Origin of the sequence: Hylemonella sp. W303a (assembly GCF_046452315.1) — a bacterium.
In the GTDB taxonomy this organism is placed as follows: Bacteria; Pseudomonadota; Gammaproteobacteria; order Burkholderiales; family Burkholderiaceae_C; genus Hylemonella.
This window is the reverse complement of the sequence record NZ_JBKFDG010000002.1, coordinates 340,836-355,969: the sequence shown is the minus strand read 5'-3', so window position 1 is coordinate 355,969 and position 15,134 is coordinate 340,836. Positions and strand designations below refer to the sequence as shown.

The 15,134-nt window shown below is 65.0% G+C and carries 11 protein-coding genes; 6 read left to right on the top strand and 5 right to left on the bottom strand.

From position 1 onward, the window contains the following. The first annotated feature begins 6 nt into the window (after positions 1–6). The gene (gene ligA, locus ACLBKS_RS05275) at positions 7–2,142 is read left to right on the top strand and encodes an NAD-dependent DNA ligase LigA (protein ID WP_410191744.1); all 2,136 of its coding nucleotides are present in this window, start codon (positions 7–9) and stop codon (positions 2,140–2,142) included. 25 nt (positions 2,143–2,167) lie between these two features. Continuing rightward, complete coding sequence (locus ACLBKS_RS05270; RefSeq protein ID WP_410191743.1) at positions 2,168–4,051, top strand: sulfatase-like hydrolase/transferase; 1,884 nt, start codon at positions 2,168–2,170, stop codon at positions 4,049–4,051. Between the two features lie 108 nt (positions 4,052–4,159). Here the strand turns inward: ACLBKS_RS05270 and ACLBKS_RS05265 are convergent, their stop codons facing one another. The 5 genes from ACLBKS_RS05265 to ACLBKS_RS05245 all read right to left on the bottom strand — a co-directional run bounded on the left by ACLBKS_RS05265 (position 4,160) and on the right by ACLBKS_RS05245 (position 9,449). Continuing rightward, a complete protein-coding gene (locus tag ACLBKS_RS05265) occupies positions 4,160–5,086 on the bottom strand; it encodes an alpha/beta hydrolase (RefSeq protein ID WP_410191742.1) in 927 nt (308 codons plus the stop codon). A gap of 11 nt (positions 5,087–5,097) precedes the next feature. Beyond that, entirely contained in the window at positions 5,098–7,137 is a 2,040-nt protein-coding gene (locus tag ACLBKS_RS05260) for a DUF4105 domain-containing protein (RefSeq protein WP_410191741.1), read from the bottom strand. 69 nt (positions 7,138–7,206) lie between these two features. Further along, complete coding sequence (locus ACLBKS_RS05255; RefSeq protein WP_410191740.1) at positions 7,207–7,704, bottom strand: DUF3015 domain-containing protein; 498 nt, start codon at positions 7,702–7,704, stop codon at positions 7,207–7,209. A gap of 158 nt (positions 7,705–7,862) precedes the next feature. Next, complete coding sequence (locus ACLBKS_RS05250) at positions 7,863–8,216, bottom strand: ankyrin repeat domain-containing protein (protein WP_410191739.1); 354 nt, start codon at positions 8,214–8,216, stop codon at positions 7,863–7,865. Positions 8,217–8,255: 39 nt separating this feature from the next. Further along, the gene (locus tag ACLBKS_RS05245; protein ID WP_410191738.1) at positions 8,256–9,449 is read right to left on the bottom strand and encodes an MFS transporter; all 1,194 of its coding nucleotides are present in this window, start codon (positions 9,447–9,449) and stop codon (positions 8,256–8,258) included. A gap of 120 nt (positions 9,450–9,569) precedes the next feature. On the opposite strand from ACLBKS_RS05245, the gene ACLBKS_RS05240 reads away from it, so the two are divergent. The 4 genes from ACLBKS_RS05240 to ACLBKS_RS05225 all read left to right on the top strand — a co-directional run bounded on the left by ACLBKS_RS05240 (position 9,570) and on the right by ACLBKS_RS05225 (position 15,125). After that, positions 9,570–10,160, top strand: coding sequence for an RNA polymerase sigma factor (locus tag ACLBKS_RS05240; protein ID WP_410191737.1), 591 nt, complete (start codon positions 9,570–9,572; stop codon positions 10,158–10,160). 24 nt (positions 10,161–10,184) lie between these two features. Then, complete coding sequence (locus ACLBKS_RS05235; protein WP_410191736.1) at positions 10,185–10,565, top strand: DUF3106 domain-containing protein; 381 nt, start codon at positions 10,185–10,187, stop codon at positions 10,563–10,565. A 197-nt stretch (positions 10,566–10,762) separates the two neighbouring features. Then, entirely contained in the window at positions 10,763–11,872 is a 1,110-nt protein-coding gene (locus tag ACLBKS_RS05230; protein ID WP_410191735.1) for an efflux RND transporter periplasmic adaptor subunit, read from the top strand. 40 nt (positions 11,873–11,912) lie between these two features. Continuing rightward, positions 11,913–15,125 carry an efflux RND transporter permease subunit gene (locus tag ACLBKS_RS05225; protein WP_410191734.1) on the top strand — a complete coding sequence of 1,071 codons (3,213 nt, stop codon included), beginning with the start codon at positions 11,913–11,915 and terminating at the stop codon, positions 15,123–15,125. The last annotated feature ends 9 nt before the right edge of the window (positions 15,126–15,134 follow it).

Genomic DNA, 15,134 nt, shown 5'->3' with positions numbered 1-15,134 from the left:
CCCACGATGACGCCGGACCTTTTCAGCGGGGCCTCTGACAACCGTGGGGCGTCAGACCTCACACCCGCCGCCACGCGCGCCGCCGAGTTGCGCGCGCAGTTGCATCATCACGCGCACCGTTACTACGTGCTGGACGCGCCCGAGATTCCCGATGCGGAGTACGACCGCCTGTTCCAGGAGTTGCAGGCCATCGAGGCCACGCATCCTGAGTTGCGCACCCCCGATTCGCCCACGCAGCGTGTGATCGGCCAAGTGCTGGACGGCTTGCTGCCCGTGCGGCATGCCGTGCCCATGCTCAGCATCGACACCGAGACCGACACCACGCCCGAGGGCGCGCGCGCCTTCGACGTTCGCGTGCGCAAGGCCTTGGCCTTGCCCGAGGGCGCGGCGCCGGTGGAGTACGCGGCCGAGCTGAAGTTCGATGGTCTGGCCATCAACCTGCGCTACGAGCGTGGTGTGCTCGTGCAAGCCGCCACGCGCGGCGATGGTGAGACGGGCGAGGACGTGACGCAGAACATCCGCACCATCAACCAGATTCCTCTGCGCTTGTTGGCCCCCACACTTCCCGCTGCACACGGCGAAGCAAGCCCGTGGCCTCCAGAAGTGCTGGAAGTGCGCGGCGAGGTTTACATGCGACGCGACGATTTCGAGGCGTTGAACGAACGCCAGCGCGAGAAGATCGCCGCGGGCGCCAAGGGCGAAAAGACCTTCATCAACCCCCGCAACACAGCCGCAGGCGCCGTGCGCCAGCTGGACCCGGCCATGGCGGCCCAGCGCCCGCTGAGTTTTTACGCCTATGGCCTGGGCGAGGTGCGTGGCTGGACACTGCCCCCCACGCATGGCCAGGTGATGGACGCGTTCGTGGCCATGGGCCTTCCGGTGTGCGAGCACCGCGCCCTCGGCCTGGGCGCCGAGGCCCTGGTGGATTTCCATGCGCGCATGGGCGCGCTGCGCGACAGCCTGCCCTTCGACATTGATGGTGTGGTCTACAAGGTCAACAACCTGGCCTTGCAGCAGCAGCTCGGCTTCAAGAGCCGTGAACCGCGCTGGGCCGTGGCCCACAAGTACCCGGCGCAGGAGATGCTGACCACGGTGCAGGCCATCGAGGTGCAGGTGGGCCGCACCGGCAAGCTCACGCCGGTGGCCAAGCTGGCGCCGGTGTTCGTGGGGGGCGTGACCGTGACCAACGCCACCTTGCACAACGAGCTGGAGGCTCGGCGCAAGGACGTGCGCGTGGGCGACACGGTCATCGTGCGGCGCGCGGGGGACGTGATTCCGGAAGTGGTGGCTGTGCTGCCTGAGAAGCGCCCCGCGGGCGCGGAAGTGTTCACCATGCTCACGCACTGCCCCGTCTGTGGCAGCGCCGCCGTGCGCGAGGAGGGCGAAGCCGACCACCGCTGCACTGGTGGGCTGTTCTGCAGCGCCCAGCGCAAGCAGGCCCTGCTGCATTTCGCGCAGCGCCGCGCCCTGGACATCGAGGGCCTGGGCGACAAGCTGGTCGATCAATTGGTGGACGGCGAGGTGGTCAAGACCTTGCCCGACTTGTACCGCCTGGGTCTGACCTCGCTCGCCGCGCTGGAGCGCATGGCCGAGAAGTCGGCGCAAAACATCGTGGATGCGCTACAGAAATCGAAGCAAACCACCTTGCCGCGTTTTCTTTACGGCTTGGGCATACGGCATGTGGGCGAATCCACGGCCAAGGACTTGGCACGCCATTTCGGCCAGCTGGACGCCATCATGGACGCCAGCGTGGAGCAGTTGATGGAAGCCCCGGACGTGGGCCCCGTGGTCGCGCAAAGCATTCGCACCTTCTTCGACCAGGCCCACAACCGCGAGGTGGTGGAGCAACTGCGTGCCTGTGGCCTGCAGTGGGCCGAAGGCGCGCCCGCGCCGCGTGCCCTGCTGCCGTTGGCAGGGCAGACCTTTGTGTTGACCGGAACCCTGCCCACCTTGAGTCGTGACGAGGCCAAGGAGATGCTGGAGGCCGCAGGTGCCAAGGTGGCCGGCTCCGTCAGCAAGAAGACCAGCTACGTGGTCGCGGGCGAGGAAGCCGGCAGCAAACTGGACAAGGCGCGGGAACTGGGCGTGCCCGTGATCGATGAAGCCCACATGCTGACCTTGCTCAAGGGCGAGGCGGCCTGATCCAGACCCCTAGACAGGAAATTCCATGAATCCCCCCCTGACTCGTTGGCAGTCGCTATCGTGGTTGAGCCGCTTCACGCTGCTCAACGCCCTGATTGCCGTGGTGATCGTGCTGAGCAACGCGCCGCTGCGCGACAACCCTGGTGGTACCTTGGGGGTGACGTACCTGGCCTTGGCGTCCCTGGGACATTTCCCCTTCTTCGCTGCCCTGGTGTCCTTGCTGCCTCTGTTGCTTGTGCTGCTGATGCGGCAAAAGCAGCGGCCCCAGGTGTTGGCGGTCGTGGCCGTGGTATTGCACGGCGCGTTCATCGTGCTGCTGTTGCTGGATGCACGGCTGTTCGCCTTGTACCGCTTCCACATCAACAGCCTGCTGGTTCAGTTGGTGCTCAGTGGCGCTTTGTACGACCAAGTGCAACTGTCCTGGCTCGACTGGGCTCTGGCCGCAACGGTGGTGGTGGTGGTGTTCACCGCTCAGGCGGCCTTGGCCTGGGCTTGCTGGCGGCGGCTGCCCGCGCGGCCTCGGCGTGCCGTGCTCTCGCACTGGGCCATCGCCGCTGTGTTCATGGTGACGGGGCAGGCCGCCACCGTGTATTTCGATGCCAGGGCCTTGCGCGCGGCCGTGAGTCAGTGGTCCTACTTGCCTTGGGCCTTGCCCATCACCGCCAAGCGCATGATGTTGAGTCAGTTCGGCGTGGGCTTGGACGAATCAACGCCCGGAGAGATGGGGGCCATGCGTCCGGGGGCGAAGCAGGGGGTCTTGCGCTACCCACTGCAGCCCATGCAATGCACAAAGAACCAAGCCGCGCCCAACGTCTTGATGATCGTGCTGGACTCCCTGCGGCGTGATGCCCTGGACGCGACCATCATGCCCAACACCTGGAAGTTGGCCCAGCAGTCCATGGTGTTTCCGCGGCACTACAGCAGCGGCAATTCAACGCGGCCGGGCTTTTTTGGCCTGCTCTACGGTGTGCCGCCCAGTTATTTCGATGACATGCTCAGGGAGCAGCATGGGTCTGTTTTATTCCAGGTCTTGCAGCAGCAAGGGTATGGATTGCATCTGTACATGAGTGCGCCATTGGACGGCACGGAGTTCGATCGCACCATCTTCGCGAATGTGCGTCAGCATCTGGAAGTGGCACCCATCAAGCTGCCGATCTACGAGCGCGATCGGCACATCATGAACGCCTTGAAACAGGACATCGCGCAAGAGCTGCAAACCAAGCCACGCCGTCCCTGGTTTGGTCTGGCCTTCCTGGACTCATCGCATGCCCCCTACCACTTCCCCAAGGGCTACCCACCGCTGGCCCAGCCGATGGCGGAGTCGATCAGTTATTCGCAGCTGGACGGCAAGCAGGAAGCCCTGCCTTACATCAACCGCTACCACACGGGCGTGCACTACGCCGACAGCATGGTCGGCGAGATCTTGTCTCAACTGCGTGCCTCGGGCGCGGATAAGAACACGATCGTTGTCATCACGGGTGACCACGGCGAGGAGTTCAACGACTTGAAGCAAGGCTACTGGGGCCACAACGGCAATTTCGCTGATCACCAGGTGGTCGTGCCCTTCGTGTTGCATTGGCCCGGACGGGGCACCGCCGTGCCCACCGGCATCAGCGCGCACCAGGACTTCGTGCCGACCCTGATGCACCATGCCCTGGGCTGCGGCAATCCCATGGGTGACTACAGCACGGGACGGGATTTGTTTGTTCAGCATCCACCAGAGCCTCCTGTGCTCTTGGTGGACAGCTGGGTGGTGCGTGGCATACGCCACGGGGACGACATCTATGCGATGGACCACTACGGCAACCTCAACTTGATGGATGCACAAAACCGCCCCAAGACGGATGCGAAACCTGACCCCGTGGTGATGCGCAGCGCGTTTGAGATGATGACGCGGTTCAGGAGGTAGAGTCCTCCGGGGGGAGGCATGCAGTGTCAGCCTGAAAGTATGTCAGCCTGAACGCCCTGGCTGCCACCCCTGGTGCAGCGCCCCTCGGCCCCTCGGCCCATCGCCTGTTCAGGGTGGGGGCGTTTCACTCGCGGGGTTGTGGGCCGCGCCCCTCGCACCTGGGTTTCGATCCCCGCCGAGCTGGCTTTCCAGCCAAGCCACCCATCGATCCCTGACCTGCGGCTGTTCCAAAGCTTGGATGTGGGCAGCGCCCTCGATGACCCACAGGGTCTTGGGTTCGCGCGCGGCTTCGTACAGTTGCCGGGCATGGTGCAGGGGGATCACGTCATCGCGATCTCCGTGCACGAGCAGCAGGGGCACGGGGCTGATCCGCGGTGCCGCATCGAGGGGGTTGTAGTCTCCCGTGACCAGCCAGGGTAGGAACCCGCTGAAAGGCCAGGTGACCCAAGTGCTGCGCAGCTTTTCCCGGGCGATGTCCCGATAACCGGTGAAGGCGCTGTCGATCACCGCGGCCCGCAAGTGCTGGCGGTGGCTGCCATGCGCGGCATAGTGCATGCCGAGCGCGCCCCCCAGGCTTTGGCCAAGCAAGACAATGCGTCGGCGATCTACATCGGGACGGGCCAGCAAATGGCGCAGGGCGGTGTCAATGTCCAGTTGCGCACCTTCGACCGAGGGCGCGCCTTGTGATGCGCCGTAGCCTCGGTAGTCCAGCAAGAGAACGTTGTAGCCACGCTCTGGCAGCCAGTACACGCTGGCCAGATGCGTGCTGATGTTCTGCGCATTGCCGTGCAGAAACAGGATCGTGCCCCGCGCCGAGTTGGGCGCCGTGCTTGACGTGGAATCGCGGGCGGGCAAGAACCATGCGTTCACGGTCGTGCCGTCGGCGCTCTGCAGATTCAGGTTTTCATAGTCCAACCCCACCGTGGCGGGCGTGCGGACCCAGGGTCGCATGGGTTGGAAGAAGACGCTGGTGCATCCCGATAGCACCAGACACAGCAACAGCGCCATCGTCCAGAGCAGCAGGCGGCGTCGCATCCCCTGGGCCTTCAGAAATGGACATCGAGGTAGAGCCCGACCGCGCCAGCGTCTTGCCTTGGATCAGCGCCGCCTGACCGGTTCCCGTCATACCGGTTCTCGTGCCAAGAGGTTTCGAGGCGCAACGCCAAGTCCCGGCTCAGGGTGTAACGCTGGTTCAGGCTGATTTCAACGCGGTCGTGGCGCTCGCCGCTGAAGTAACGCAGTCCGCGGCTTTGCACTTGGATGCGCCAACGCGGTGTCAGGTCCGCCAACAGGCCCGCGCTGGCCCCGGCGCCCAGGGCGTGGTCGTCCTCCAGCGTCCCCGACGCCAGCAGCGAGCCCTCTCCCATCACGTAGCCCCGTACTGCTGCGTGCGGTTGGACGGTTAAGCCCGCGCCGAGATCCAGATGGGCGAGCAATGGTCGCGTCCCATCGCGGATGTCCATCCGCCGGGCGCCGGCGTCCAACCTCCAGGACATTGGTTTCAGCAGATCGTCGCGTGGCGCCAGGGAGACAATGCTCGCGAAGGTCAGCTGTTCCAGCCTTACGTCTTGGCTGGCATCGTCTCGCCGCAATTCGAGCTTCATGAACTCGATTTGCGCGCCAGGCAGATAACCTGCTTCGGGGTCCAGCAGGTCGTGGTAAGCCGCGCGCAGCCGCACCGATTGGTAGCCCTGACCATCGTCCTGTCCGGCGCCGACGCTGATCCGGCTGGAACCATGGCCATGTTCGGGGCGCAAGGTGGGCACGGGCGCGGCGGGTAGGTCAGGCGCGTCGACCTTGCTGCGCGCGACCAAGAGGCGGTGCAACTGCGGGCTGGCCTCGGCGTTGCTCAGGTCTGCGCGCAGGCGTCGGTATTCAAGGTACTCGAACGCGAGATCCAGCACTTGGGCTTGATCGGTCGCGACCAGCGAGACCAGGCGAGGTTCATCCAGCGACGTGCCCGGCGTGGCCAGGTCTTTCGCCAACTGGACTTGTGCGGGCGTGAGCAGCGAAGCACGATGCTGGATTTGCGTGCTGCGCGCGGGCCGGTAAGACACTTGTCGCACCAAGCCGGGTTGGGCCACGATGGCCTGCACCGTGTCGCCCGGGATGACCCAGAGCGGGAAACGGTCGGTCAGGCGCAGACCGGGTCGGGCCGTGTCCAGCAGAGCGAGCAGGTGGTAAGAACAGTTTTCGTCAAGGAAGTAGTAGTCGAATCGCACACTCCCGAGTTCCCAGGCATGCATCAGGAGCCGGTCAGTCTCTTCCTCATTGAGGTTCAGCTCGTATTCCCAGATGTCGCGGTTTTCCAGGTCGTTGTATTCGCCCACCTTGGCGTAATACGGCGAGACACTGAAGTTGCCCGCGTAACCTCCCGTCAGGCCCCGTATGGCGAACACCAGACCACTGGTTTCGTTCGTGTCCGCGGCGTAGTTGATCGCGTGCCCCAGCAATTGCGAGTTGCCACCGCGCTGGTCGACCCGCAGCAAGGTGTGGCCGTACATCGAAGCCGGGTTGTTCAGGTAAGCCGCGGGAAAGACCAGCGTCACGCCGCGTGGGTCCAGCGCGCGGTGCCAGGCCTCAAAGCGGGGGCAAGGTTGTGGCGGCAGGCGCGCAGGGTCGAAGTTCAGCGCCTTCTTCAGCCAGTGGTAACGCGCGATGAAGCGGCATTGGGGATGCTGGCGCTGGTCGGTCTCCACGATGGCGCTAGAAAAAAACGCCGTCAACGTCGCCGCGAGTTCGGCACGACTGTCGGTTGCGCCTTGCTGGGAAAAAAAGAAATCAGGACTGTCGGCGAGACTGCGTGGCGCGAGCAGTCTCAGGCGCGGCTGGTAGTGCAACAGGGTTCGCCATTCTTCGCGCGTGTGCAAGCCCTGTTGATCGGCCTTCGCGATCAATTCGGCCAAGTAGGCCCGGTCGACGTGGGTTGCATCGACTGCATCGGCTGTATCGGCTGCATTGGCTGTCGCAGGAAGCAGGGCCAGGATCAGGAGGGGAGTCAGCCACAGAAGCAGCGGCAGGCGTGCAATCAGGGAGAGCGCTGGCGGCAATGTGCGTCGGGCCGGCGTCAATGGCAAATACGGCATCGGGACTCAGGCAAAAAAACACCCAGTGGGCATGCCACTGGGTGTCGCGGTGACGGGCTGGGCCGGCGCTCAGATGACGGCGCTGCTGTAGCCAGCCAGCGTGGCGTCAGACGCCAGTGCGGCGCGCAAGCCAGCCATCACGTCTTGCACGGTGGCTTTGTCGCTGGCGTAGATCTGGCCGAAGTTGACCTTGGCGACTTGGAAGAAGCGAGCCTTGTCTTCTTGCTTCACGTTGATCAACTGAGCCAGCGAGTCCATCGACTCACCGCTGCCGCGCGACATGTCGCGCGCGAGGCGTTCCATGTTGCCGTCGATGAACATGGAGAGCTTGACGGAAGAGCGGACCGTGCCGTCTTGCGTGCAGCCCAGCGTGCCGGAAGTGATGCCGAAGGTCTGATTGCCGGAGGTGCCGTTGGTGGTGGCCGCCAGCACTTGGGGCACGACGCCGCTCTGGCCATTGAAGATGCTGGAGCCCAGGCCGCAGCCGACGTTGTTTTCACCGGCGGCGAAAGACGCGACGGGCAGGGCGGCAATGGCCAAAGCCAGCACGGAAGTCTTGAAGTTCATGTTCAGTGTTCCTTTCATTTCAGAGCAAGGCCGTTGAATTCGACCTTGCGGCTTTATACAGGGAAGTTCTGGCCGTTCGCAAGTCGGCATCGAAACGAGTGGCAGTTTGTGTGACAGATTGCTGCCACGCCGTTGCCCTGGCTGATTTGCGCCAGCCCTCAAAGTCCCGGCAACCAACGCTGCCACCATGCGGGGCGCGTGGCATGCTGCGGCTGGGCTCCGTGTTGCCGCAACACCGACTCCAAGGCCGCATGCCCACTTTGACGGGCGGCTTGCAGGGGTGTCGTGGGACCCAATTCGGCGGGCAGATTGGGGTCGGCGCCATGCTCCAGCAGCAAGCGCACCACGGGCTCGTGCCCGTTCATGCAGGCAACCACCAAGGCCGACACCATGGCTTCGGGATGCTGGTAGTCCACGTCCACGCCCGAGGCCAGGTGATAGCGCACGCAATCCACGTCACCACGCTCCGCCGCGTAGTACATGTCTTTCCAGTCGCCTCCGCCGCCCGCCATTCACTGCTCCTTGCAAAAGTTTGCGTTCGTTTGCGTTCATCACTTTCTCGGGCGCGTCTCCCAAACCAGCGCTCCGAGGAAAAGTGTCGCCAGCATCGCCAGCGCGTGCATCAGCCCGTCAGGACTGAAATAGTCGATGGTCAGGCCGCCGATGCTGGGCCCCAAGAGGCTGCCGACGCCCCAGAGGAGACCCACCGAGGCGTTGGCCATCACCAGGTCTGGCCCTTGGAAGCGGTCGCCGATGCGGATGATGCCCAAGGTGTAGATGCCGCCTGCCGAAGCACCGAACAGCACCAGCCAGGGCCACAACGCGTGACCGGTCTGCATCATGAAGGGCATGCCCAAGGCGGTGACCAGCAGCACCAGTCCGCACCCGACCTGCACGGGAATCCGGCCCACGCGGTCAGAGAGCGCGCCCAGCGGGACCTGCAGGCAGGCGTCACCCACCAGCACCACAGTGACCATCAGCAGGGCGACGCGCTCCGTGTGGCCGTAGTGCATGCCGTAGAGCGACATCAAGGACAGCAGGCCCACGTCGAAAAAGGCAAACAGACCCACCGCCACGGCCACGGCGGGCGCGCGTTTCAGAAAACCGATCAGACCAAAGTTTTTCTCGCCGGAGAACTTCACGCCGGCCGGAAAGCCCGCGTACAACACGCCGCCTGCAAGCAGGTGGCTGGCCACGGCCAGCGCGATGGGCAGCAGGCTGGCCGAGCCGACCCAGGACAGCACGGCCGGCCCTGACACCTGGCACACGGTGAAGGCCGTGGCGTAGGCCGCCACCAGCCGCCCTCGTGAACCGGAGCCCGCCATCTGGTTGATCCAGGCCTCGCCGAGGATGAAGAGCACGCTACAGGCCGCGCCCATCAGCAGCCGCAGGCACAGCAGGGCGGGGAAGAGGGTCAGTGGCACCACGGCCAGGAGCGCCATGCTCAGGGCCGCCATCAAGGCGGAACCCGCCATGAGGGCGCGGGTGGTGTATCGCTCGGACCAAGGCGTGATGAAGGGCACGACCAGCAGGGTGCCGATGGCCGGCGCCGCGGCGGCCAGGCCGATGCGCGTGGGGTTGACGCCCTCGGCGTGCAGGGCCAGAGACACCCAGGGCACGGTGATGCCGGTGGCGAAGCCCACGATGCAGACGCTGGCGATCACGGCCATCAGCTGCACGGCGTGCCTGGATTCGGATGCAGGGCGGTCGTGTGACGAAGGCAGGGCGGCGGTTTCGTTAGGCATTCCCGTCCGATTGTGCCGCAGGGCGTCTTGCACCAGCGCCTTCGGGGGGGCGGACGTCCGGTTGGCTTTTTTTCGCTGCTCACACAATATTGCTCGCACTGGATCGTCTAACTCCCCTATATGGATGTGCCAACGCAAGACCTGAGCCGCGAATCCGAGCAGGACAGCCACATCGCGGCGACGGTCCAGCGCGAGCGTGGGCGGCTGCGCAGCTTCATTCGTCGCCGGGTGTCGGATGCCGCCGAGGCGGAGGACATCCTGCAGGAGGTGCTGTACGAACTGGTCTCCGCCTATCGCCTAATGCATCCGATCGAGCAGGTGGGGGCCTGGCTGATGCGCGTGGCACGCAACCGCGTGGTTGACCACTTCCGCAGGAAGAAGTCCCGTCCGACCGAGGCTTGGGCGGGAGAGTTGACGGACGACGAGCAGGGGCCATCGTTGGAGGAGTTGTTGCCGTCGCTGGCGCCCGGACCGGAGGGCGAGGTGGTGCGGCAAATGTTGTTGGCGCAAATCGAAGAGGCTCTGGATGAACTGCCGCGCGAGCAGCGCGAGGTGTTCGTGGCCCACGAGCTGGAGGGTCTGAGTTTCAAGGAGATGTCTGAGCGGTGGGGGGTCGGGGTCAACACCCTGCTGTCGCGCAAACGTTATGCCGTGCTGGCGCTTCGAGAGCGCCTGCAAATGGCCTATGAGGATTGGCTCGCCGCCGCGTGAGCATGTTTTTCAGGAGTGAGTGTCATGAAACCGCAATTTTTGAAGATGAAGTTCGCTTTCCTTGTGCTGGGGGTTGCCTTTGTCGCGGCCTTCGGGGCGTTGGTGATGTGGTTGTGGAACGCCCTGGTGCCGGACTTGTTCGGAGGACCGGTCATCGGCTTCTGGCAGGCCGCTGGGCTTTTGGTGCTGTGTCGCATCCTGTTGGGTGGCTTCGGAGGGCATGGCGGTCACCGCGGGCGCTGGCACCAGATGACGCCCGAGGAGCGCGAGCGATTTCGCGATGGCATGCGCCAATGGAGGGCGATGAGCCGCGACGAGCGGCGTGAGTTCCGCCGCGGGTTCCGAGGTGGCTGCACACAGGGGGCCGAAACTGTCCGCGAAGCGAATGACTCCCCGGCGAAGTGACATTGTTTTCGGGTCTAATAGTGCGTCCTTCCTTGGCGTGGACCCGGTGACATCAACGGGTCGCCCAAGCCAGGTTCCCCCCAACGTTTCCCCGGGTTTGAGAGACAGGGCCTGCGCTCACGCCCTGTGCCTCTTGGCCCCGGCGCCGCGCGCAAGCCCGGCACCTGACGATTTCCTAGCAAAAATCAAAACGCTTCATGAAAGACGTTTCCTCTTCCGCTCTCCTGTCCCAACACCGAGGTGTCGGCCTCGCCGCGCTCGGCCCCTTGGCACTGTCCCTGCTCCTGCTGTCTGGCTGTGGAGGGCCTTCGGACGAGGCCGCCAAGCCTGAAGCAGCGGCCAACGCCCAAGCCGCCGCTGCGACCGACTTGCGGCCCGCACTGACGGTGACCGTGGCCCGACCCCAAAGCACCCAACTGGCCGGAGCCTTGCTGGCCAATGGCAATGTCATGGCGTGGCAAGAGGCCGTCATTGGTGCCGAGGTCAATGGCTTGCGTCTGGCCGCCGTGCACGTCAACGTGGGCGACAAAGTGAGCCGCGGCGATGAATTGGCCCGTTTCGCGAGTGAAATTCCCTACGCTGCGGCGCTGCAGGCCCAAGCGAACTACGAGAACGCCAAGTCCGAGGCCGATCGCGTGCGTGCCCTGGGCGAGGAGGGCATCTATTCGCGCTCACAGCTGACGCAGATCTACACCACGGAGAAGGTGGCCAAGGCCCAGTGGGAGGCCGCCCAGGTGACCCTTGCGGCGACGCGGGTGCTGGCCCCGGACGATGGCGTCATCTCGGCGCGCAGCGCGACGGTGGGTGCGGTGGTCGGTTCGGGCAACGAGCTCTTCCGCATGGTGCGCCAGAGTCGCATGGAATGGCGCGCCGAAGTCACCCCCGCCGAGATTGGCCGCGTCAAGATCGGCCAGCAGGTCGAGGTCACCACCGTCAGCGGCCTGGAAGTGCAAGGCACCGTGCGCGCCATCGCGCCGACGGCCGATCCTCAGACGCGCAACATCCTGGTGTACGTGGACCTGCCACGCAATGAAGCGCTCAAGGCCAACACCTTCGCGCGCGGCAATTTCGTGCTGCCAGGCAGCGCGGCCTTGACGGTGCCCGCCCAGGCCGTGGTGCCACGCGATGGCCACAGCTACGTTTTCGTGGTGGATGGGCAGGCCCGCGTGAGCCAGCGCAAGGTCGAGGTGGGCCGGCGCGTCGGCGAGCGCGTGGAAGTGCTGCAAGGCCTGGCTGCTCAGGATGCGGTGGCCGTGCAAGGCGCGGGCTTCCTCAATGAAGGCGACCTGGTGAAGGTCGTTCAGTGATTCGACATCGGACAGTAGACAGAGAAAGGCACACCGCGCCATGAATGTTTCCGCGTGGTCCATCCGCAATCCCATTCCCGCCGCCATGCTCTTCGTCATGCTGACGTTGATGGGCTTGTTTTCCTTCAGCGCCATGAAGGTCCAGAATTTTCCGGACCTGGATTTGCCGACCATCACCGTGGTCGCGACTTTGCCCGGCGCCTCGCCCAACCAGCTCGAGAACGACGTCGCACGCAAGATCGAGAACAGCTTGGCCACCTTGCAGGGGCTCAAGCACATCTACACCAAGGTCCAGGACGGCGTGGTGTCGATGACTGTTGAGTTCCGACTTGAAAAAGGCACGCAGGAGGCGCTTGACGACGTGCGCTCCGCCGTCAGCAAGGTGCGGGGTGATTTGCCGACCGACCTCCAAGAGCCCATCGTCAACAAGGTCGAACTCGCCGGGGGCGCCGTGCTGGCTTACACCGTCTCGTCCGACCGCATGGACGAGGAAGCCTTGTCCTGGTTCGTGGACAACGATGTCTCCAAGCTGCTCCTCTCGGTGCGGGGCGTGGGCGCCATCAACCGCGTGGGCGGGGTCAACCGTGAGGTGCAGGTCCTGCTGGACCCGCTACGTCTGCAGTCGCTGGGCGCCACCGCGGCTGATGTGTCGCGACAGCTCGCCCGCGTCCAGATCGAAAGCGCGGGTGGAAAGGCGGAGATCGGCGGCAGCCAGCAGCCGGTTCGCACCATCTCCGCGCTGGGCAGCGCTCAAGAGATCGCGGGCATGCAGATCGCCTTGTCCGACGGCCGCAGCGTGCGCCTGGACCAATTGGCCACCGTGCGCGACACCATCGCTGACCGCACGGCCGCCGCCTTCCTGGACGGCAAGCCCGTGGTCGGCTTCGAGGTGGCGCGCAGCCGTGGCGCGAGCGAAGTCGAGGTGGGACAGGGCGTGCGAGAGCGTCTGACCGAGCTGCGCGCCGCGAGGCCTGACTTGCAGATCACCGAGTCCTTCGATTTCGTGACGCCGGTGGAGGAGGAGTTTGATGCCTCCATGAAGCTGCTCTACGAAGGCGCGGTGCTCGCCGTGCTGGTGGTCTGGCTCTTCCTGCGGGACTTCCGCGCCACCGTGGTGTCGGCCGTGGCCTTGCCGCTGTCGGCCATCCCCGCCTTCATCGGCATGCATTACCTCGGCTTCACCATCAACGTGGTGACCTTGCTGGCGCTGTCGCTGGTCATCGGCATCTTGGTTGACGATGCCATCGTGGAGGTGGAAAACATCGTGCGCCACATGCGCATGGGCAAGTCGCCGTACCAAGCCGCCATGGAGGCGGCCGACGAAATTGGCATGGCCGTGATCGCGACCACCTTCACGCTGATCGCCGTGTTCCTGCCGACGGCGTTCATGGCGGGCGTGCCCGGCAAGTTCTTCAAGCAGTTCGGCTGGACGGCTTCGCTGGCGGTCTTTGCCTCGCTGGTGGTGGCGCGCGTGCTCACGCCCATGATGGCGGCCTACCTGCTCAAGCCCGTGGTCATGGCCCAGGACCGTCCTCGCTGGGCGCGTGACAACGCCCTGCTGGGCAAGGTCTGGACCTGGATGAACCAACACGAAGACCCGGCTTGGCTCACGATTTACCAGCGCTGGGCGGCCTGGTGCATCCGCCATCGCTGGATCACCATGGTCGGCGCGGGGGTGTTCTTCGTCGCGTCCGTGATGCTGATTCCCTTGCTGCCGCAGGGCTTCATTCCGCCCGACGACAACTCACAGACCCAGGTCTACCTGGAACTGCCGCCAGGCGCGACCCTGGAGCAAACCGTGTCGACGGCCGAACGCGCGCGCCAGCTGGTCGCGGCTGTCGCGCATGTCAAGTCCATCTACACCACCATAGGCTCGGGCTCGGCGGGCTCCGACCCCTTCGCGCCGCAGGGTGCGGCCGAGTCGCGCAAGGCCGCCTTGACCATCCAGCTGGACCCGCGTGGCACGCGCCCACGCAAGCAGGTGATCGAGAACCAGATCCGCGACGCCATGTCCAATCTGCCGGGCGTGCGCAGCAAGGTGGGGCTGGGCGGCTCGGGTGAGAAATACGTGTTGACCTTGACCGGCAACGACCCGAACGCCCTCGCCACGGCGGCGCGGCAGATCGAGCGGGATCTGCGCACCATCCCCGGCACGGGCAGTGTCCAGTCCACCGCGGCCCTGGTGCGCACTGAAATCCTCGTGACGCCGGACCTCGCCCGCGCGGCCGACCTGGGCGTGACCAGCAGCGCGATCGCCGAGACCTTACGCATCGCCACCGTCGGAGATTACGACAGCGCCTTGCCCAAGCTCAACCTAGCGCAACGGCAAGTGCCCATCGTCGTCAAGCTGGACGGCTCGGCGCGCCATGACCTCTCCGTGTTGGGGCGCTTGGCCGTGCCCGGTGCCAAGGGCCCGGTCATGCTGGAGCAGGTGGCCGACCTGAGTTTCGGCGGTGGTCCCGCGGTGATCGATCGGTATGACCGCGAGCGCAACATCAACTTCGAGGTTGAACTGGCGGGCATTGCCCTGGGCGACATGCAAACCGCCGTGGACAAGTTGCCCATCATGAGCAACTTGCCCCCTGGCGTGCGCGTGGTGCCCATCGGTGACGCCGAGATGCAGGGTGAACTGTTCGCCAGCTTCGGCCTGGCCATGCTCACCGGGGTGCTGTGCATCTACATCGTGCTGGTGCTGCTGTTCAAGGCCTTCCTGCATCCCTTCACCATCCTGGCGGCCTTGCCGCTGTCCCTGGGTGGTGCCTTCGTGGCCCTGCTGATCACGAACAAGAGCTTCTCCATGCCTTCGCTGATTGGCCTGATCATGCTGATGGGGGTCGCGACCAAGAACTCGATCCTGCTGGTCGAGTACGCCATCGAGGCGCGTCGCGGGCACGACGGAAGCGACGGCCGGCCAGCCGTCGCCGGCATGAGCCGCCTGGACGCCATCCTGGACGCCTGCCACAAGCGCGCGCGGCCCATCGTGATGACCACCATCGCGATGAGCATGGGCATGTTGCCCATCGCGGTAGGTTGGGGCGCTGCGGACGCCAGCTTTCGCTCGCCCATGGCGGTCGCGGTGATCGGCGGCCTCATCACTTCCACCTTCCTGAGCTTGCTGGTGATCCCGGCCTTGTACACGCTGATCGACGACATTTCGATCTGGCTGCGGCGCGTGCTCTGGCGTGGGGAGACGTCGTCCGGTGCCCCAGGGGTAAGCCATGCGGCCCCAGTCATCGCGCAAATCAAGCATTGATGGAGAGAC

Coding starts and splice junctions, on each gene's coding strand:
- ACLBKS_RS05270 (WP_410191743.1), top strand. CDS start 2,168: ATGAATCCCCCCCTGACTCGTTGGCAGTCGCTATCGTGGTTGAGCCGC.
- ligA (WP_410191744.1), top strand. CDS start 7: ATGACGCCGGACCTTTTCAGCGGGGCCTCTGACAACCGTGGGGCGTCA.
- ACLBKS_RS05260 (WP_410191741.1), bottom strand. CDS start 7,137: ATGCCGTATTTGCCATTGACGCCGGCCCGACGCACATTGCCGCCAGCG.
- ACLBKS_RS05255 (WP_410191740.1), bottom strand. CDS start 7,704: ATGAACTTCAAGACTTCCGTGCTGGCTTTGGCCATTGCCGCCCTGCCC.
- ACLBKS_RS05240 (WP_410191737.1), top strand. CDS start 9,570: ATGGATGTGCCAACGCAAGACCTGAGCCGCGAATCCGAGCAGGACAGC.
- ACLBKS_RS05245 (WP_410191738.1), bottom strand. CDS start 9,449: ATGCCTAACGAAACCGCCGCCCTGCCTTCGTCACACGACCGCCCTGCA.
- ACLBKS_RS05265 (WP_410191742.1), bottom strand. CDS start 5,086: ATGCGACGCCGCCTGCTGCTCTGGACGATGGCGCTGTTGCTGTGTCTG.
- ACLBKS_RS05225 (WP_410191734.1), top strand. CDS start 11,913: ATGAATGTTTCCGCGTGGTCCATCCGCAATCCCATTCCCGCCGCCATG.
- ACLBKS_RS05230 (WP_410191735.1), top strand. CDS start 10,763: ATGAAAGACGTTTCCTCTTCCGCTCTCCTGTCCCAACACCGAGGTGTC.
- ACLBKS_RS05235 (WP_410191736.1), top strand. CDS start 10,185: ATGAAACCGCAATTTTTGAAGATGAAGTTCGCTTTCCTTGTGCTGGGG.
- ACLBKS_RS05250 (WP_410191739.1), bottom strand. CDS start 8,216: ATGGCGGGCGGCGGAGGCGACTGGAAAGACATGTACTACGCGGCGGAG.